Below are 14,433 nucleotides of genomic sequence, written 5' to 3' on the forward strand. Positions count from 1 at the left end.
GCCCGGCGCGGCCGGGGCGCGTGCGGCGCGGGGTCAGGCGTTGGTGGGGAAGCCGAGGTCGATGCCGCCGTGCGCCTGTGTCGCGCTGGGGTCGGACCACCGGGTCGTGACGACCTTGCCGCGGGTGAAGAAGTGCACGCCCTCGGTGCCGTGCGCGTGCGAGTCGCCGAACAGCGAGTGCTTCCAGCCGCCGAAGGAGTAGTAGGCCATCGGCACCGGCACCGGCACGTTGACGCCGATCATCCCGACGGTGACCTCGTGGGCGAAGCGGCGGGCGGCCCCGCCGTCGTTCGTGAAGATCGCCACGCCGTTGCCGTAGGGGCTGCCGTTCACCATCTCGACGGCGTCGGTGTACGAGCCCACCCGGAGCACGCTGAGCACCGGTCCGAAGATCTCCTCGGTGTAGGCCCGCGACGTGGTGGGCACCCGGTCGAGCAGCGTCGGCCCGAGGAAGAAGCCCTCCCCGTCGGCGTCGGGCTCCACGCCCCGCCCGTCGACGACGACCTCGGCGCCGGCCTCGCGCGCGACGTCGACGTAGGAGGCGACCTTGTCGCGGTGCGCCCGTGTGACCAGGGGGCCCATGTCGCAGCTGCGCCGTCCGTCGCCGGTGCGGATGGCCCGGGCACGCTCGGCGATCTTCGCGACGAGCTCGTCGCCGACGCCGCCGACGGCGACGAGCGCCGACACCGCCATGCAGCGCTCGCCGGCGGAGCCGAACCCCGCGTTGACCGCCGCGTCGGCGGCGAGGTCGAGGTCGGCGTCGGGCAGCACGACCATGTGGTTCTTCGCCCCGCCGAGCGCCTGCACCCGCTTGCCGTGCGCCGTGCCGGTCTCGTAGACGTAGCGGGCGACGGGCGTGGAGCCCACGAAGCTGATCGAGGCGACGTCGGGGTGGGTGAGCAGCCCGTCGACGGCGACCTTGTCCCCCTGCAGGACGTTGAAGACGCCGTCGGGCAGGCCGGCCTCCTGCCAGAGCCGCGCGACCCACAGCGCGGCCGACGGGTCCTTCTCGCTCGGCTTGAGGACCACGGTGTTGCCGGCGGCGATCGCCACGGGGAAGAACCACATGGGCACCATGGCGGGGAAGTTGAAGGGGCTGATGATCCCGACGACCCCCAGCGGCTGGCGCAGCGAGTGGACGTCGACGTTGGTCGAGGCGTTCTCGGTGTAGCCGCCCTTCAGCAGGTGCGGCATGCCGCAGGCGAACTCGACGACCTCCTGCCCCCGCGCGACCTCGCCGGCGGCGTCGGAGAGCACCTTGCCGTGCTCGGCGGTGATGATCGCCGCCAGCTCGGGTGCGCGGGCGTTGAGCAGCTCGCGGAAGCGGAACAGCACCGCGGTGCGGCGCGCCAGCGACGTGTCCCGCCAGCGGGGGAGGGCCTCCCGCGCGGCCGCCACCGCGGCGTCGACGTCGTCGGGCTCGGCCAGGACGACGTGGCGGGCCACCTCGCCGGTGGCCGGGTCGAACACCTCGGCGGTGCGGGAGGAGCTGCCGCGCGTCGCGGCGCCGCCGACCCAGTGCTCGACGACCTCGGCGGTCGGCGGGCCGCCGGCGGCGGCGCCCGGCTGCTCGGCCTCCTGCTCGACGTCGGAGATCGGCTGGTCGTGCTGCGGGACGGTGAGCTCGCTCACGAAGGGGCTCCTCAGCGCTCGGTGTCGGGGGTGCCGGTGTCGGGGGTGCCGGGGCCGGCGGGGTCGGGGGAGGAGTCGGGGACCGGGTCCTCGGACGGGCGCAGGAAGGACCGCTGGCGCGCCTTCTGCTCCTCGTAGACGGCGCGGGCCGCCTGCGTGCTCGCGAGGGCGGAGACCTCGCTCACGGGGACGTCCCACCAGCTCTCGCTGGAGGGGGCGTCCACGAAGGGGTCGGTGTCGACGTGGATGACCGTGGCGTCGGGGGCGGCCTTGGCCGCGACGATCGCCTCCTCGAGCTCCTTGCGGGTGCTCGTGCGGACCACGCGGACGCCGAGGCTCTCGGCGTTGGCGGCGAGGTCGACCGGGAGCAGGTCGCCGTCGAGGCGGCGGGAGGCGGTGCGGGCGCGGTAGCGGGTGCCGAAGCGCTGGCTGCCGAGCTGCTCGCTGAGCGCGCCGATGGACGCGTACCCGTGGTTCTGCACGAGGACGACGACGACCTTGACGCCCTCCTGGACGGCCGTCACCAGCTCGGTGGCCATCATGAGGTAGGAGCCGTCGCCGACCATGACGAAGACGTCGCGGGGGTCGTCCTGCGAGGCGGCGGCCATGGCCACGCCGATGCCGCCGGCGACCTCGTAGCCCATGCAGGAGTAGCCGTACTCGACGTGGTAGCCCTTGGCGTCGCGCACCTGCCAGAGCTTGTGCAGGTCGCCGGGCATCGACCCGGCGGCGCACACGACGACGTCGCGGGGGTCGGACAGCTCGTTGACCGCGCCGATGACCTGGTTCTGGTCGGGCCGGGCGCCCAGGTCGCCGCGGTCCGCGGCGCCGCGGTCGTAGACCTCGGCAACCGTCGCGTCCCAGGCGGCCTTGAGGTCGGCGGTGCGGGTGCGCAGGTCCTGCTCGACCGACCAGCCGGCCAACGCCTCGGCGAGCGCCTCGAGCCCCTCGCGGGCGTCGCAGACGACGGGCACGGCCGCGTGCTTGAGGGCGTCGAAGGAGGCGACGTTGAGGGTGACGAAGCGCACGCCGGGGTCGGCGAAGGCGGTGCGCGAGGCCGTCGTGAAGTCCTGGAACCGGGTGCCGACGCCGATGACGACGTCCGCGTCGCGGGCGAGGGCGTTGGCCGCCGTCGTTCCCGTCGAGCCGATCGCGCCGACCGACTGCGGGTGGTCGAAGGGCAGCGCCCCCTTGCCGGCCTGGCTCTGCGCCACCGGGATGCCGGTGGCCTCGGCGAGGGCCGCCAGCGCGGCCTGGGCGCCGGAGTGGTGGACGCCGCCGCCGGCGACGAGCAGCGGCCGCCGCGCGGAGCGGACGACCTCGACGGCTCGGGCCAGCGCCGCCCGCTCGGGCGGCGGGCGCCCCACGTGCCAGGTGCGGTCCACGAAGAGGTCCTCGTCGAAGTCGTGCGCCTCGGCCTGCACGTCCTGCGGGAAGCACACGGTCGCGGCGCCGGTCTCGACGGGGTCGGTGAGCACGCGCATCGCGCCGAGCAGCGCCGCGGGCAGCTGCTCGGGCCGCCAGACCCGGTCGAAGTACCGCGACAGCGGCCGGAAGGCGTCGTTGACCGTGACGTCGCCGGAGTCGGGTCGCTCCAGCTCCTGCAGCAGCGCCCCGGCCGAGCGGGTCGCGAAGGTGTCCGCCGGCAGCAGCAGCACCGGGAGCCGGTTGATCGTCGCGAGCGCGGCCCCGGTGAGGAGGTTCGTGGACCCGGGGCCGACGGACGTCGTCAGGGCCCACGTCTGCAGGCGGTCCTTGGCGCGCGCGTAGGCGACCGCCGTGTGCACCATCGCCTGCTCGTTGCGCCCGAGGACGTACGGCAGGTGCGGCTGCGCCCCGTCGCCCTCGAGGGCTTGGATCTCGTTCTCCAGCAACGCCTGCCCGAGCCCGGCCACGTTGCCGTGGCCGAAGATCCCGAGGCAGCCGGCGAAGAAGGGCGTGCGCACCCCGTCGCGCTCGACGTGCTGGTGGGCCAGGAAGCGCACGGTCGCCTGGGCGACGGTGAGCCGCACGGTGCTCATGCCGGGTCCTCCGCGGCGGTGGTGCCCAGCGGGAGCCGGGGGTCGGTCGGCTGGTCGGCCCAGGTGGCGCGCACCCAGGCGTGGTCGGGGTCGTCGACGATGCGCCAGGCGCGGTCGTCGGCCGGGCCCGCCATGGCGTTGAGGTAGTAGAGGTGGTGGCCGGGGGCGGCCATGCAGGGCCCGTGCCAGCCGTGCGGCACGAGCACGGTGTCGCGGTCGCGGACCTCGGCGAGCACGTCCAGCGGGCGGTCCGGCGTCCCGTACGTGCGGTGGTAGCCGACGCCCGGCTGCCCGTCCGGCCCGGGCGCGACCTCGTAGTAGTAGACCTCCTCGAGCTCGCTCTCCACCGCGCTCGCCTCGTCGTGCTTGTGCGGGGGGTAGGAGCTCCAGTTGCCGGCCGGGGTGACGACCTCGACGGCGACGAGGCGGGTCGCGACGTCGACGTCCGCCGCGGCGAAGTTGCGCACCTCCCGCGTGCACGCGCCGGCGCCGCGGAGCTCGACGGCGACGTCGGCGGCGTCGATGCGCCGCACCGGCTTCCGCTCGCCCTCGCCCAGGAGCCCGGTCCGCGCGCCGGGGACGCCGACGCGGGCGCCGCCCGGACCCGTGGCCGACAGCACCGCCGAGGTGCCGGCCGGCAGGTAGAGGACGTCGGTGGGGCCCGCCCACACCGAGTCCCGGCCGACCAGCCCGACCGGCTCGCCCTCGCCGTCCACGCGGACCAGGAGGCCGCCGCGCAGCGGCACGAGGACGACCTCGTCCTCACCGGTCTCGAGCCCGACCTCCTGCCCGGGCCCGAGGTCGGCGGCGCGCAGCGACGTCCAGCCCCAGCCGGCGACCGCGGGGGTGACGACGACGTCCCACACGCCGTCGCCCGTGCTGCCGGCGGTCAGGTGCAGCTCTGCGGAGGGCGCGCTCACGCGGGCACCAGCACGTCGCGGACGAGCGCGTCGAGCGCGGCGTCGGCCTCGAGGAACTGGCGCAGGGTCCGGCGGGTCGCGCCGAAGTCCTCGAACTCCTCCGGCGTCATCCCGTCCTCGTCGTAGGCGCGGCGGAACTCCGGCAGCGCGAGGAGGGCGTCGAGGTGCTCGCGCGCGACGGGCTCGTCGACGGCGTGCGGGCGCACGGGGACCCGGTTCTCGTTGATGCGCGCCTGCCAGTCGAAGGGCGGCGAGACGACGAGGTCGCCGCCCTGGAGCTCGCTCCACTGCAGGACGTTGCGGAAGGCGGCGGACAGGATCCGCACCCGGTACCCGCGCTCGACGAAGAGGTGGTGGGCCTTCTTCAGCGCGGCGACGCCGGCCCACTCCAGGTGACCGGGGTCGACCAGCAGGCGCTGCGACGCGACCCAGACCTTGAGCCAGTCGTCCAGGCGGCCACCCATGATCGTGCAGACGTGGCCGAACTCCTGCTCCGGCAGCCCCTCGGCCGCGCGTCGGTCCAGGCCGCGCTCGACCGCCTCCGCGACGGCGAGCGCCTGCGGCACGGTGAAGGAGACGGTGGCGTTGAGGGAGACGCCGCGGTAGGCGGCCTCCTCCATGGCGACGATCCCCGTCCGGGTGGCCGGGATCTTGACGATGACGTTGGGCGCCAGGCCGCTGAAGCGCACCGCCTGCTCCACGAGGGCGTCGGCGTCGCGGTGCAGGCGGGGGTCGGTCTGCACCGACAGCCGCCCGTTGCGCCCGCCCGAGGCCTCGAAGGCCGGCAGGAGCAGCGTCGCCGCCTCGACGGACAGCTCCTCGACCACGGCCCAGCCCAGCTCGGACTCGCCCGCCGTGGGGCGCTCGGCGGCGAGCTCGCGCAGCCGCGCCGTCCACCGAGGGCGGTCGGCGCCGATCGCGGCGAGGGCGATCACGGGGTTGCACGTGGCGCCCACGGCGCCCCAGGCGATCGACCGGCGCAGCTCGCCGATCTCGGCGGAGTCGTTCCACAGCGCCGTCGGCGTGGTGCGGGCCGCGAGCGCGGTGGGCAGCTCGGCCGTCTCCGCCTGGGTCCCCGTAGGGGCGTCGGTGCCGGCGGGCGAGGGGGCGGTGGTCGTCACGGTGTCCTCCGGCTCGGGGTGGGGCGACGTGCGGGCGGGACCAGCGGGCCCGGCGTGGTCGGCGGCCCTCCGGGGCGCACGCGACCTCTCCGTCGTCGTGCGGGTCGGCACGGCCGCGTCGGGACGGACAGTGCTCCTCCGCCTCCTCGGCTGTCAAGCATTGTCCGAACATCCTGACGTCAGTCGCCCCTCGGTCGGCCGGCTGCCGCCGACCGGGGAGGGCCGCTGCTCCCGCGGACGACGAGGCGGGGGCCGAGCACGACCTCCGCGCGCGTCGTCCGACCGCCGTCGAGCCGCTCGACGGCGGCGGTGACGGCGGCGACGGCCTGCGCCTGCGCGCCCTGGTCGACCGAGGTGAGGTCCACACGGCGCAGCCGGGCCAGCGGGCTGTCGTCGTACCCGGTGACGGAGACGTCGCCGGGCACGGCGAGACCCACGTCCGCGAGCGCGTCGAGGACGCCGAGGGCGACGAGGTCCGTCTGGGCCAGGAGGGCCGTCGGCAGGTCCGCCCGGCCGGGGGTGCGCAGGAGGGACCGCACGGCCGCCGCGCCGGCCTCCTCGGTGGTGCCGCCCGCCACCAGCCGGCCCCGGGTGCCGGTGCGGGCCCCCGCCCGCTCGAAGCCGCGGCGGCGGTCCCGCGCGATGGCGCCGCTCCCGCCCCCGACCAGGGCGAGCTCGCGGTGCCCCAGCGCGGCCAGGTGCTCCACCACCAGGGCGACGCCGTCGTCGTCGGCGGAGCGGACGACGTCGACGGCCCGGGCCGAGGTGCGACGACCGACGGCCACGACGGGTCGACGGGCGGCGAGCTCCTCCAGCCGGCGGACGGCCAGCTCGGGCCCGAGCAGCAGGAGCGCCTCGCACCGTCCGTCGAGCAGGGTGGTGACCGCGCGCTCCTCGTCGTGCGTGCGGGTGACGGGGGACAGGACCATCTCGTAGCCCGCGACCTCCGCCGCCGCCTGCACGTGGTCGACGAGCTCGGCGTGGTATCCGCTGCGCACCTGCATGACGACGCCGAGCAGGTGCGTCCGGCGGCGCGCGAGCAGCGTCGCGGGGCGGTTGGCGCGGTACCCCAGCCGGGCCGCGACGTCGGCCACCCGGGCCCGCGTGGCCGCGCTCGGCCCGTCGGCGCCGGACAGGGCCAGCGAGGCCGTCCCCTTGGAGACGCCGGCTCCGGCGGCCACGTCCGCGAGCGTGGGCGGGTGCCCGGGGTGCGGTGGGGCCACGGCTCCTCCCTCCGGCGTCGGCGCGCGTCAGCGGGCGCCGGTCTTGACAGCGTCCCTGCGCGGTCGGACAGTACCGCCGATCCTCAAACCGGTTCAACAGACGAGGACGTCCCCCATGAGCCACGACCCCTCCCGCCCCCTCGGTGTCGCCGTCGTCGGCGCCGGCATGGCCGGTCGCGCCCACTGCCAGGGCTACCGGACGGCGACGACGCTCTACGGCGCGGGCCTGCCGCCGGTCCGGCTCGTGGCGGTCGCCGACGCGCACCGCCCCTTCGCGGACGACGCCGCCCGCCGCTACGGGTACGAGCGGGCCGTCGCCTCCTGGCAGGAGGTCGCCGCCGACCCGGACGTCGACGTCGTGAGCGTCGTCGTCGCCAACGCCCTGCACCGCGAGGTCGTCGAGGGCCTGCTCGACGCCGGCAAGCACGTGCTCTGCGAGAAGCCGCTCGCGCCCTCCCTCGAGGACGCGCGCTCGATGGTGGCGGCGGCGGAGGCCGCCGACCGCGTCACGGGCGTGGGCTTCACGTTCCGGCGCTCCCCGGCGATCGCGGCGGTCGCCGAGCGCCTGCACGGCGGCGACCTCGGCGAGCCCCGCTCCTTCTCGGCGCACTACTGGTGCGACTACGCGGTCGACCCCCGCGCGCCCATGAGCTGGCGCTACCGCGGCGGGCCGGGCTCCGGGGCCCTGGCCGACATCGGCAGCCACGTCGTCGACACGAGCGAGCTCCTCCTCGGGCCGGTGCGCTCGGTCGCCGGCGCGGCGATGTCGACCTTCACGGCCGAGCGGCCGCTGCCGGTCGGCGCGGTCGTCGGGCACGCGGGCGGCCAGGTCTCCGACGAGAGCGCACCCGTCGAGAACGAGGACGTCGTGACCTTCACGGCCGCCTACGACGGGGGGGTCGTGGGCACCTTCTCGATCTCCCGGGTCGCCCACGGGCTGCCGAACGCGCTCGGCTTCGAGCTGTTCGGGTCCCGGGGGGCCGCCATGTTCGACCTCAACCGTCCGGCCGAGATCGCCTACTCGGACACGAGCAGCCCGGCCGGCACCGGGGGGTTCCGCCAGGTGCTGCTCGGGCCGGCGCACCCCTACGTGCGGGGCGGCCTGGCCATGGACTTCCCCAGCGTCGGCCACGGCCAGAACGAGTTCTTCGCCTACCAGTGCCGCGCCTTCCTCGACCAGGTCGTGGGCCGGGGCGCCGACGACGGCGCGCTGCCCCCCGTCCCGAGCCTGGCGCACGGGCTGCACAACCTCGAGGTGCTGGACGCCGTGACGCGGTCGGCGGCCTCGGGCGGTGCGGCCGTCGAGGTGGCGGCCGCCCCCTGACCCCGGCCCGCGGGCGTCGCGGCACCTCGGGCCGCCCGGATGGCGGGACGGTCGTCAGGTTGTCAGGACGAAGTGCTTGACGCTCCACCGCCGGCGGGTCATCCTCTGGTCCAGCCCCGCCGACGACGGCGGGGCGACGCCGCCCCTCGCGGGGCACGAGCCCGCCGGACCCGCTCCGGCGCACCAGGCACCGCACGGGTCGCGCGACGCGGCGGCCGGGCCGGCACGGACGCCGGCCCCCGCCGCCCCGGGCGCCCCGCCCCGTCCTCAGCGGACCCCCGCCGTCCCGGCGGGCCCGCGCCCGAAGAGAGGCTGCGATGACGCAGACCGCACAGACCCCCACCTCGGGGTCGTCCCGCCCCCCCGGTGGCACCTCGCCCTCGAGCCCCCCGGCGCGTGACGACCGGGTCCGTCGACGTTCGCCCCTGGCCGCGCTCTTCGGCCGCCCGGAGATCGGCTCGCTCCTCGGGGCCGTGACGATCTTCGTCTTCTTCTTCGTCGTCGCCGAGCCGTTCCGCTCGTTCTCGGCGCTGGCGACGGTGCTGTACCAGAGCTCGACGCTCGGCATCATGGCCGTGGCCGTGGCCCTGCTGATGATCGGCGGCGAGTTCGACCTCTCCGCCGGCGTCGGCGTCACGGCCTCGGCCATCACGGCGTCGCTGACGGCGTTCCAGCTGGGGCTCAACGTCTGGGCCGGCATCGCCATCGCCCTCGCCGTCTCCCTCGCCATCGGCTACTTCAACGGCTGGTTGCTGCTGCGGACGGGCCTGCCCAGCTTCCTCATCACCCTCGCGACCTTCTTCATGGTGCAGGGCCTGAACCTGGGCGTCACCCGCGCCGTCACCGGGACGGTCGCCACCCCCGGCATCGACGACATGGCCGGGTTCGGCGCCGCCCGGGCGTTCTTCTCCTCGACGATCTCCATCGGCGGGGTCGGCTTCCGCATCACCATCCTGTGGTGGCTGCTGCTCGTCGCCGGCTCGACCTACGTGCTGCTCCGCACGCAGGTGGGCAACTGGATCTTCGCCGTCGGCGGGGACGCCGCCGCCGCGCGGGCCGTCGGCGTGCCGGTGCGGGCCACCAAGATCGGCCTCTTCATGTTCGTCGGCTTCTGCGCCTGGTTCGCGGGCATGCACCAGCTCTTCGCCTTCAACACGATCCAGTCCGGCCAGGGCATCGGCCAGGAGTTCTACTTCATCATCGCGGCCGTCGTCGGCGGGTGCCTGCTCACCGGCGGGTACGGGTCGACCATCGGCTCCGCGATCGGTGCCTTCATCTTCGGCATGACGGTGCAGGGCATCGTCTTCGCGGGCTGGAACGCGGACTGGTTCCGCCTCTTCCTCGGCGTCGTGCTGCTGCTCGCGACCGTGGTCAACCTCGTCGTCAAGAAGCAGGCGGAGAAGCGATGAGCACGCAGGCGCAGCCCACCGGCTCCCGGCCCTCGAGGTCCGGGAGCACGACGTCGGGGCGCACAGGTCCCGGACGCACCGGGCCGGACCCGGTCAGCGGCCCCACGACGGAGATCCTCCGGCTCACCGACGTCGGCAAGAGCTATGGCAACGTGCACGCGCTGCGCGGGGTGAGCCTGACGGTCCGCCAGGGCGAGATCACCTGCGTCCTCGGGGACAACGGGGCCGGCAAGTCGACGCTCATCAAGATCATCGCGGGCCTGCACCAGCACAGCGAGGGCGTCGTCATGGTGAACGGCGAGGAGATCCACTTCTCCTCCCCGCGCGAGTCGCTCGACCGCGGGATCGCGACCGTCTACCAGGACCTCGCGCTCGCCCCGCTGATGTCGGTGTGGCGCAACTTCTTCATGGGCGCCGAGATCCGGCGCGGTCTCCTGCGCAGCCTCGACGTCTCGGCCATGAAGCGCATCGCCGGCGAGGAGCTCCTGCGGATGGGGATCGACATCCCCGACATGGACCGCCCCGTGGGCGGTCTCTCCGGCGGCCAGCGCCAGTGCATCGCCATCGCGCGGGCCGTCTACTTCGGCGCCAAGGTGCTGATCCTCGACGAGCCGACGGCGGCGCTCGGCGTCAAGCAGTCCGGCGTCGTCCTCAAGTACGTGGCGCGCGCCCGCGACGCGGGCCTCGGCGTCGTCTTCATCACGCACAACCCCCACCACGCGTACCTCGTGGGCAACCACTTCGTCATCCTCAACCGGGGGCTCGTCTCGCTGGACGCCTCGCGCTCGGAGGTGGGTCTCGAGCAGCTGACCAACGAGATGGCGGGTGGGTCCGAGCTCGAGGCGCTCGGGCACGAGCTGGGGTCCGCGCTCAGCGAGGTGGAGGCCGACCCGGACGGGGAGAAGGCCCTGCGCGTGTCCTGATCGCCGCCGGTCGGGCGTCGTCGAGGCCCCGTGCCCCCTCCGGGGGGCGCGGGGCCTCGCGTCGCGTCCGGAGCCCCCGCCCCCCGTCGCACGTCCGCCCCGTCGCACGTCTCCTCCGAGGTCCCGCGGCGGGAACGGCCGGGCCGGTCGGGCCACGGGTGGCCGGGCCGACGACGTCGACGTGACCTCCTCGGCGCCGCCGACCCCCGCGGCCGGGCAGGTCATGATGGTGGCGCCGGCCGCCGCACCTTCTCGGGCGCAGGTCGGCGGACGACCCGCCCGACCGGTCTCGGCGGACGGCACGACGACCGTCCACGACCCCGGGCCCGCGACAGGAGCGCCACGATGGACATGAAGCTCGAGCTCGTCCCGCTGCCGGTCGCCGACGTCGACCGCGCGAAGGCCTTCTACGAGACGGTCGGCTTCCACGTCGACGTCGACGTCCGACCTCGGGAGGGCATGCGGGTCGTACAGCTGACGCCCTCCGGCTCGGCCTGCTCGGTCCTCCTCGGCGCCGGCCTCGGGGAGATCACCGACGTGCCGCCCGGCAGCGTCCGTGGCCTGCACCTGGTCGTCGACGACATCGACCTGGCCCGGGAGGAGCTGCAGGGGCGTGGGGTCGACGTCGGCCCGGTCGAGGACCTCGGCGGCGGGGTGCGCCTCGCGCGCCTCACCGACCCCGACGGGAACAGCCTGCTGCTGCAGCAGATGGACTGGCGGACCGGGAGCGCCTTCTGACCGCGCCCGACCGGTCGTGCGGGAGGCGGTCGTGCGGGAGGCGGTCGTGCGGGAAGCGGTCGTGCGGGCCCGGGTGCTGGCGCTTCGGGGCGGCACGACCGTGAGCCGGGGTCGACGGGGCGGCAGGCCCGTGTCCCGGACGGCTCGTGGCGGCACCGCCGCCCGACGTGGTTCAGCGGGTGCCGGCCTCCGCGTAGGCCGCGACGTCGGCGACGTTGTCGCTGTCGACGAAGGCCGGGCCGGTGAGGACCGGCTCGCCGCCGCCGAGGACGTTGCCGTTGGTGAGGTAGAGGTACGCCGCGTCGATGGCCTCGTAGCCCTGGAGGAAGGGCTGCTGGTCGACGGCCCAGGTGACGTCGCCGTCCTCGATGGCGCCGACGAGCTCGGCGTTGGTGTCGAAGGTGACGACCTGGGCCTCGCTGCCCGCCTCGTCGACCGACTGGACGGCGGTGAGGGCGAAGGGCGCTCCGAGGGTGAGGACCGTGTCGATGCTCGGGTCCTCGGCCAGCTTGGCCGTGATCGTCGACTGCACGGACGGCAGGTCGGTACCCGTCACGTAGATCTTCTCCACCGTGCCGCTGAAGGCGTCGGCGACGCCGTCGCAGCGGGCCTCGAGCTGGCTCTGGCCCTGGGCCTGCAGCACGCACAGGACGTTCTGGGCGCCCTCCTCGGTGAGGCGCTCGCCCGCGGCGCCGCCGGCGATGGACTCGTCCTGGCCGAAGTAGGCCAGGGCGCCGACGTCCTCGTACTCGGAGAGCCCCGCGTTGAAGGCGAAGACCGGGATGCCGGCGTCGGCCGCGTTGCCGAGCGCCTCGGACAGCGCCGGGACGTTCGGCATCGACACGGCGATGGCGTCGACCTGGCTGTCGACGGCGTTCTGGATCAGCGTCGCCTGCTCGTTGGGCTGGTCGGAGTTCGCGTAGGTGTACTCGATCCCCGTCTCCGCGGAGGCCTCGTCGGCGCCTGCACGGATGATGTCGAAGAAGGTGTCACCCGCCGGGGCGTGGGTGACCATCGCCACGGTGTAGTCGGCGCCGGTGTCGACGCCGCCGCCCCCGCCGCCCGAGGTGGAGCCGTCGGAGGAGTCCTGCTGCGCGCCGCCGGTGCTGCTGCAGCCGGCGACGGTGAGGGCGAGCGCCGCGAGGGCGACGGTGGCGCGGGTGCGGTGCTTCCACATGGCAGATCCCATCTCCGGTGACAGGGGCGTGCGCCGGCGTCCCGGGACGGGACGCCGTGCAGGGGTGGGGCTGGTCGAGGGCCGCGCCGTCCGGCGGGCCCACGGGTCGGGGGGCCGGCGGCAGTGCCGGTGCAGGACGGATCGTGCTGGCCCGGCGGCACAGTGTCAAGAGTTTGTCAGGACGTCTTGCGGTCGTGACCATCTCGACACCCGAGGTGCTCGTCCCCCGCGGCGTGGAGGCCCCCGCGGACCGCGCCACCTAGGGTCTGCGGCCAGCAGCCGTCGTCAGCGCAGCCCCCGGAGGTGACGGGTCGATGGAGATCGTCGGAGCCGTGCTCGAGGAGGTCGGCCGTCCGGCCCCGTACGCGACCTCCCGCCCGCTGGTCGTCGGGACGCTCGACCTGGACCCGCCCGGCCCGGGCGAGCTGCTCGTCGAGGTCGAGGCCGCGGGCGTCTGCCACTCCGACCTCTCGGTCGTCGACGGCAGCCGGCCCCGTCCCGTGCCGATGCTGCTCGGTCACGAGGCCGCGGGCCTCGTGCGCGAGGTGGGCCCCGGGGTCGACGACGTGGCCGTCGGCGACCGCGTCGTCATGACTTTCCTGCCCCGGTGCGGGGCGTGCGCGGAGTGCTCGACCGACGGCCGGCTGCCGTGCTCGACCGGCTCGGCGGCCAACGCCGAGGGCACCCTGCTCGGCGGGGCGCGGCGGCTGCACCGCCGGGGTGACGACGGCCGGCGGCACGACGTCGCGCACCACCTGGGCGTCTCCGCCTTCGCCACGCACGCCGTCGTCGCCCGCGCCTCCGTCGTGCCGGTCGGGGCGGACGTGCCGCCCGACGTCGCAGCCCTGCTCGGGTGCGCCGTGCTCACCGGCGGCGGGGCCGTGCTCAACGCCGGTCGGCCGGTACCGGGGGAGGCCGTCATGGTCGTCGGGCTGGGCGGGGTCGGCCTCGCCGCGGTGCTCGTCGCCCGCGCGCTCGGGCACGAGGTGATCGGCGTCGACGCCCTCCCGGGGAAGCTGGAGACCGCGCGGCCCCACGCGAGCACCGTGCTCACCCCGGACGAGGTGGCCGACCGCGGCGTCACCGCGCCGGTCGTCGTCGAGGCCGCGGGCTCGGCCCGCGCGTTCGAGACGGCGCTCGCCGCGACGGCTCCGGGCGGGACGACGGTGACGGTCGGCCTGCCGTCCGCGGACGCCCGCGCGTCGGTCTCCCCGCTGGCCCTGGTCGCGGGCGCCCGGCAGGTCGTCGGCTCCTACCTCGGCTCGTCGGTGCCGTCCCGCGACGTCCCCCGCTACGCGCAGCTGTGGCGCGAGGGTCGCCTGCCGCTCGAGGCGCTCATCTCGGGCAGGGTGTCGCTGGACCGCGTCGACGAGGCCATGGACGACCTGGCCGAGGGCCGCGCGCTGCGGCAGGTCGTGGTCCCGGGGGACGGGTGAGCCAGGCCGCCGTGGCCGACGACGAGAGGGACGACGTGAGCGACGCAGCAGCCCGGAGCGAGCCGGGGCTCGAGGACGACCCGGTGCTCGAGGACTACCCGGTGCGGCGGGTCTTCCCCACCCGCTGGAACGACGACGACCGGTTCGGCCACCTCAACAACACCGTCTACTACTCGGCGATGGACACGACCATCACCGGCTGGCTGCTGGCGGGGGACGACCTGGGGCTGCTCGACGGTGGGTTCCGGCCGGTCGTCGTGCAGTCCTCGTGCTCCTACCGACGGTCGGTGGGGTACCCGGACGTCCTGGAGGTCGGCCTGCGCTCCGTGCGCGTCGGGGGCTCGAGCATGACCTACGACCTGGGCATCTTCGTCCAGGCCGACGGCGGCCTCGTCGCCCGCGGCACGTGGGTGCACGTCGGCGTCGACCCGGGCACCGGCCGTCCCGTGCCCGTGCCCGACAGCCTGCGCGAGCGGCTCGCGGGGATCACCGGCTGACGGGGTCGCGAG

General features: G+C 75.3%; 12 protein-coding genes. 6 read left to right on the forward strand and 6 right to left on the reverse strand.

The features are described from left to right. Positions 1-33 precede the first annotated feature (33 nt). From WDZ17_RS01365 to WDZ17_RS01385, 5 genes are all read right to left on the reverse strand, one after another. Positions 34-1,596, reverse strand: a complete 1,563-nt coding sequence (locus WDZ17_RS01365; RefSeq protein ID WP_422631777.1) for a CoA-acylating methylmalonate-semialdehyde dehydrogenase — start codon at positions 1,594-1,596, stop codon at positions 34-36. A 47-nt stretch (positions 1,597-1,643) separates the two neighbouring features. After that, a complete protein-coding gene (iolD, locus tag WDZ17_RS01370; protein WP_339573335.1) occupies positions 1,644-3,653 on the reverse strand; it encodes a 3D-(3,5/4)-trihydroxycyclohexane-1,2-dione acylhydrolase (decyclizing) in 2,010 nt (669 codons plus the stop codon). Next, complete coding sequence (iolB, locus tag WDZ17_RS01375) at positions 3,650-4,573, reverse strand: 5-deoxy-glucuronate isomerase (RefSeq protein ID WP_339573336.1); 924 nt, start codon at positions 4,571-4,573, stop codon at positions 3,650-3,652. The genes iolD and iolB overlap by 4 nt, the downstream gene beginning before the upstream one ends. Continuing rightward, positions 4,570-5,625 carry a transaldolase family protein gene (locus tag WDZ17_RS01380; RefSeq protein WP_422631778.1) on the reverse strand — a complete coding sequence of 352 codons (1,056 nt, stop codon included), beginning with the start codon at positions 5,623-5,625 and terminating at the stop codon, positions 4,570-4,572. The genes iolB and WDZ17_RS01380 overlap by 4 nt, the downstream gene beginning before the upstream one ends. 248 nt (positions 5,626-5,873) lie before the next feature. Then, positions 5,874-6,875, reverse strand: a complete 1,002-nt coding sequence (locus WDZ17_RS01385) for a LacI family DNA-binding transcriptional regulator (protein WP_339573338.1) — start codon at positions 6,873-6,875, stop codon at positions 5,874-5,876. A 157-nt stretch (positions 6,876-7,032) separates the two neighbouring features. Here WDZ17_RS01385 and WDZ17_RS01390 point away from each other — a divergent pair, with 157 nt between their 5' ends. The 4 genes from WDZ17_RS01390 (at position 7,033) to WDZ17_RS01405 (ending at position 11,311) form a co-directional block, all read left to right on the forward strand. After that, complete coding sequence (locus WDZ17_RS01390) at positions 7,033-8,241, forward strand: Gfo/Idh/MocA family protein (protein WP_339573339.1); 1,209 nt, start codon at positions 7,033-7,035, stop codon at positions 8,239-8,241. A 317-nt stretch (positions 8,242-8,558) separates the two neighbouring features. Further along, entirely contained in the window at positions 8,559-9,650 is a 1,092-nt protein-coding gene (locus WDZ17_RS01395) for an ABC transporter permease (RefSeq protein ID WP_339573340.1), read from the forward strand. Continuing rightward, the gene (locus WDZ17_RS01400) at positions 9,647-10,573 is read left to right on the forward strand and encodes an ATP-binding cassette domain-containing protein (RefSeq protein ID WP_339573341.1); all 927 of its coding nucleotides are present in this window, start codon (positions 9,647-9,649) and stop codon (positions 10,571-10,573) included. The genes WDZ17_RS01395 and WDZ17_RS01400 overlap by 4 nt, the downstream gene beginning before the upstream one ends. Before the next feature lie 345 nt (positions 10,574-10,918). Beyond that, the gene (locus WDZ17_RS01405) at positions 10,919-11,311 is read left to right on the forward strand and encodes a VOC family protein (protein WP_339573342.1); all 393 of its coding nucleotides are present in this window, start codon (positions 10,919-10,921) and stop codon (positions 11,309-11,311) included. Between the two features lie 172 nt (positions 11,312-11,483). Here WDZ17_RS01405 and WDZ17_RS01410 read toward each other — a convergent pair whose 3' ends face one another. Then, positions 11,484-12,488, reverse strand: a complete 1,005-nt coding sequence (locus WDZ17_RS01410; protein ID WP_339573343.1) for a substrate-binding domain-containing protein — start codon at positions 12,486-12,488, stop codon at positions 11,484-11,486. Between the two features lie 314 nt (positions 12,489-12,802). Here WDZ17_RS01410 and WDZ17_RS01415 point away from each other — a divergent pair, with 314 nt between their 5' ends. Beyond that, on the forward strand, positions 12,803-13,924 hold the full coding sequence (locus WDZ17_RS01415) for an alcohol dehydrogenase catalytic domain-containing protein (RefSeq protein ID WP_339573344.1): 1,122 nt from the start codon (positions 12,803-12,805) through the stop codon (positions 13,922-13,924). A gap of 35 nt (positions 13,925-13,959) precedes the next feature. Continuing rightward, positions 13,960-14,421 carry an acyl-CoA thioesterase gene (locus WDZ17_RS01420; RefSeq protein WP_339573345.1) on the forward strand — a complete coding sequence of 154 codons (462 nt, stop codon included), beginning with the start codon at positions 13,960-13,962 and terminating at the stop codon, positions 14,419-14,421. Positions 14,422-14,433 lie beyond the last annotated feature (12 nt).

This window comes from Pseudokineococcus basanitobsidens, assembly GCF_037482545.1.
In the GTDB taxonomy this organism is placed as follows: domain Bacteria; phylum Actinomycetota; class Actinomycetes; order Actinomycetales; family Quadrisphaeraceae; genus Pseudokineococcus; species Pseudokineococcus basanitobsidens.

Bases quoted from the DNA above. Each gene is read 5' to 3' on its own strand.
- iolD (WP_339573335.1), bottom strand. From the start codon at position 3,653: ATGAGCACCGTGCGGCTCACCGTCGCCCAGGCGACCGTGCGCTTCCTG.
- WDZ17_RS01390 (WP_339573339.1), top strand. From the start codon at position 7,033: ATGAGCCACGACCCCTCCCGCCCCCTCGGTGTCGCCGTCGTCGGCGCC.
- WDZ17_RS01395 (WP_339573340.1), top strand. From the start codon at position 8,559: ATGACGCAGACCGCACAGACCCCCACCTCGGGGTCGTCCCGCCCCCCC.
- WDZ17_RS01400 (WP_339573341.1), top strand. From the start codon at position 9,647: ATGAGCACGCAGGCGCAGCCCACCGGCTCCCGGCCCTCGAGGTCCGGG.
- WDZ17_RS01405 (WP_339573342.1), top strand. From the start codon at position 10,919: ATGGACATGAAGCTCGAGCTCGTCCCGCTGCCGGTCGCCGACGTCGAC.
- WDZ17_RS01410 (WP_339573343.1), bottom strand. From the start codon at position 12,488: ATGTGGAAGCACCGCACCCGCGCCACCGTCGCCCTCGCGGCGCTCGCC.
- WDZ17_RS01415 (WP_339573344.1), top strand. From the start codon at position 12,803: ATGGAGATCGTCGGAGCCGTGCTCGAGGAGGTCGGCCGTCCGGCCCCG.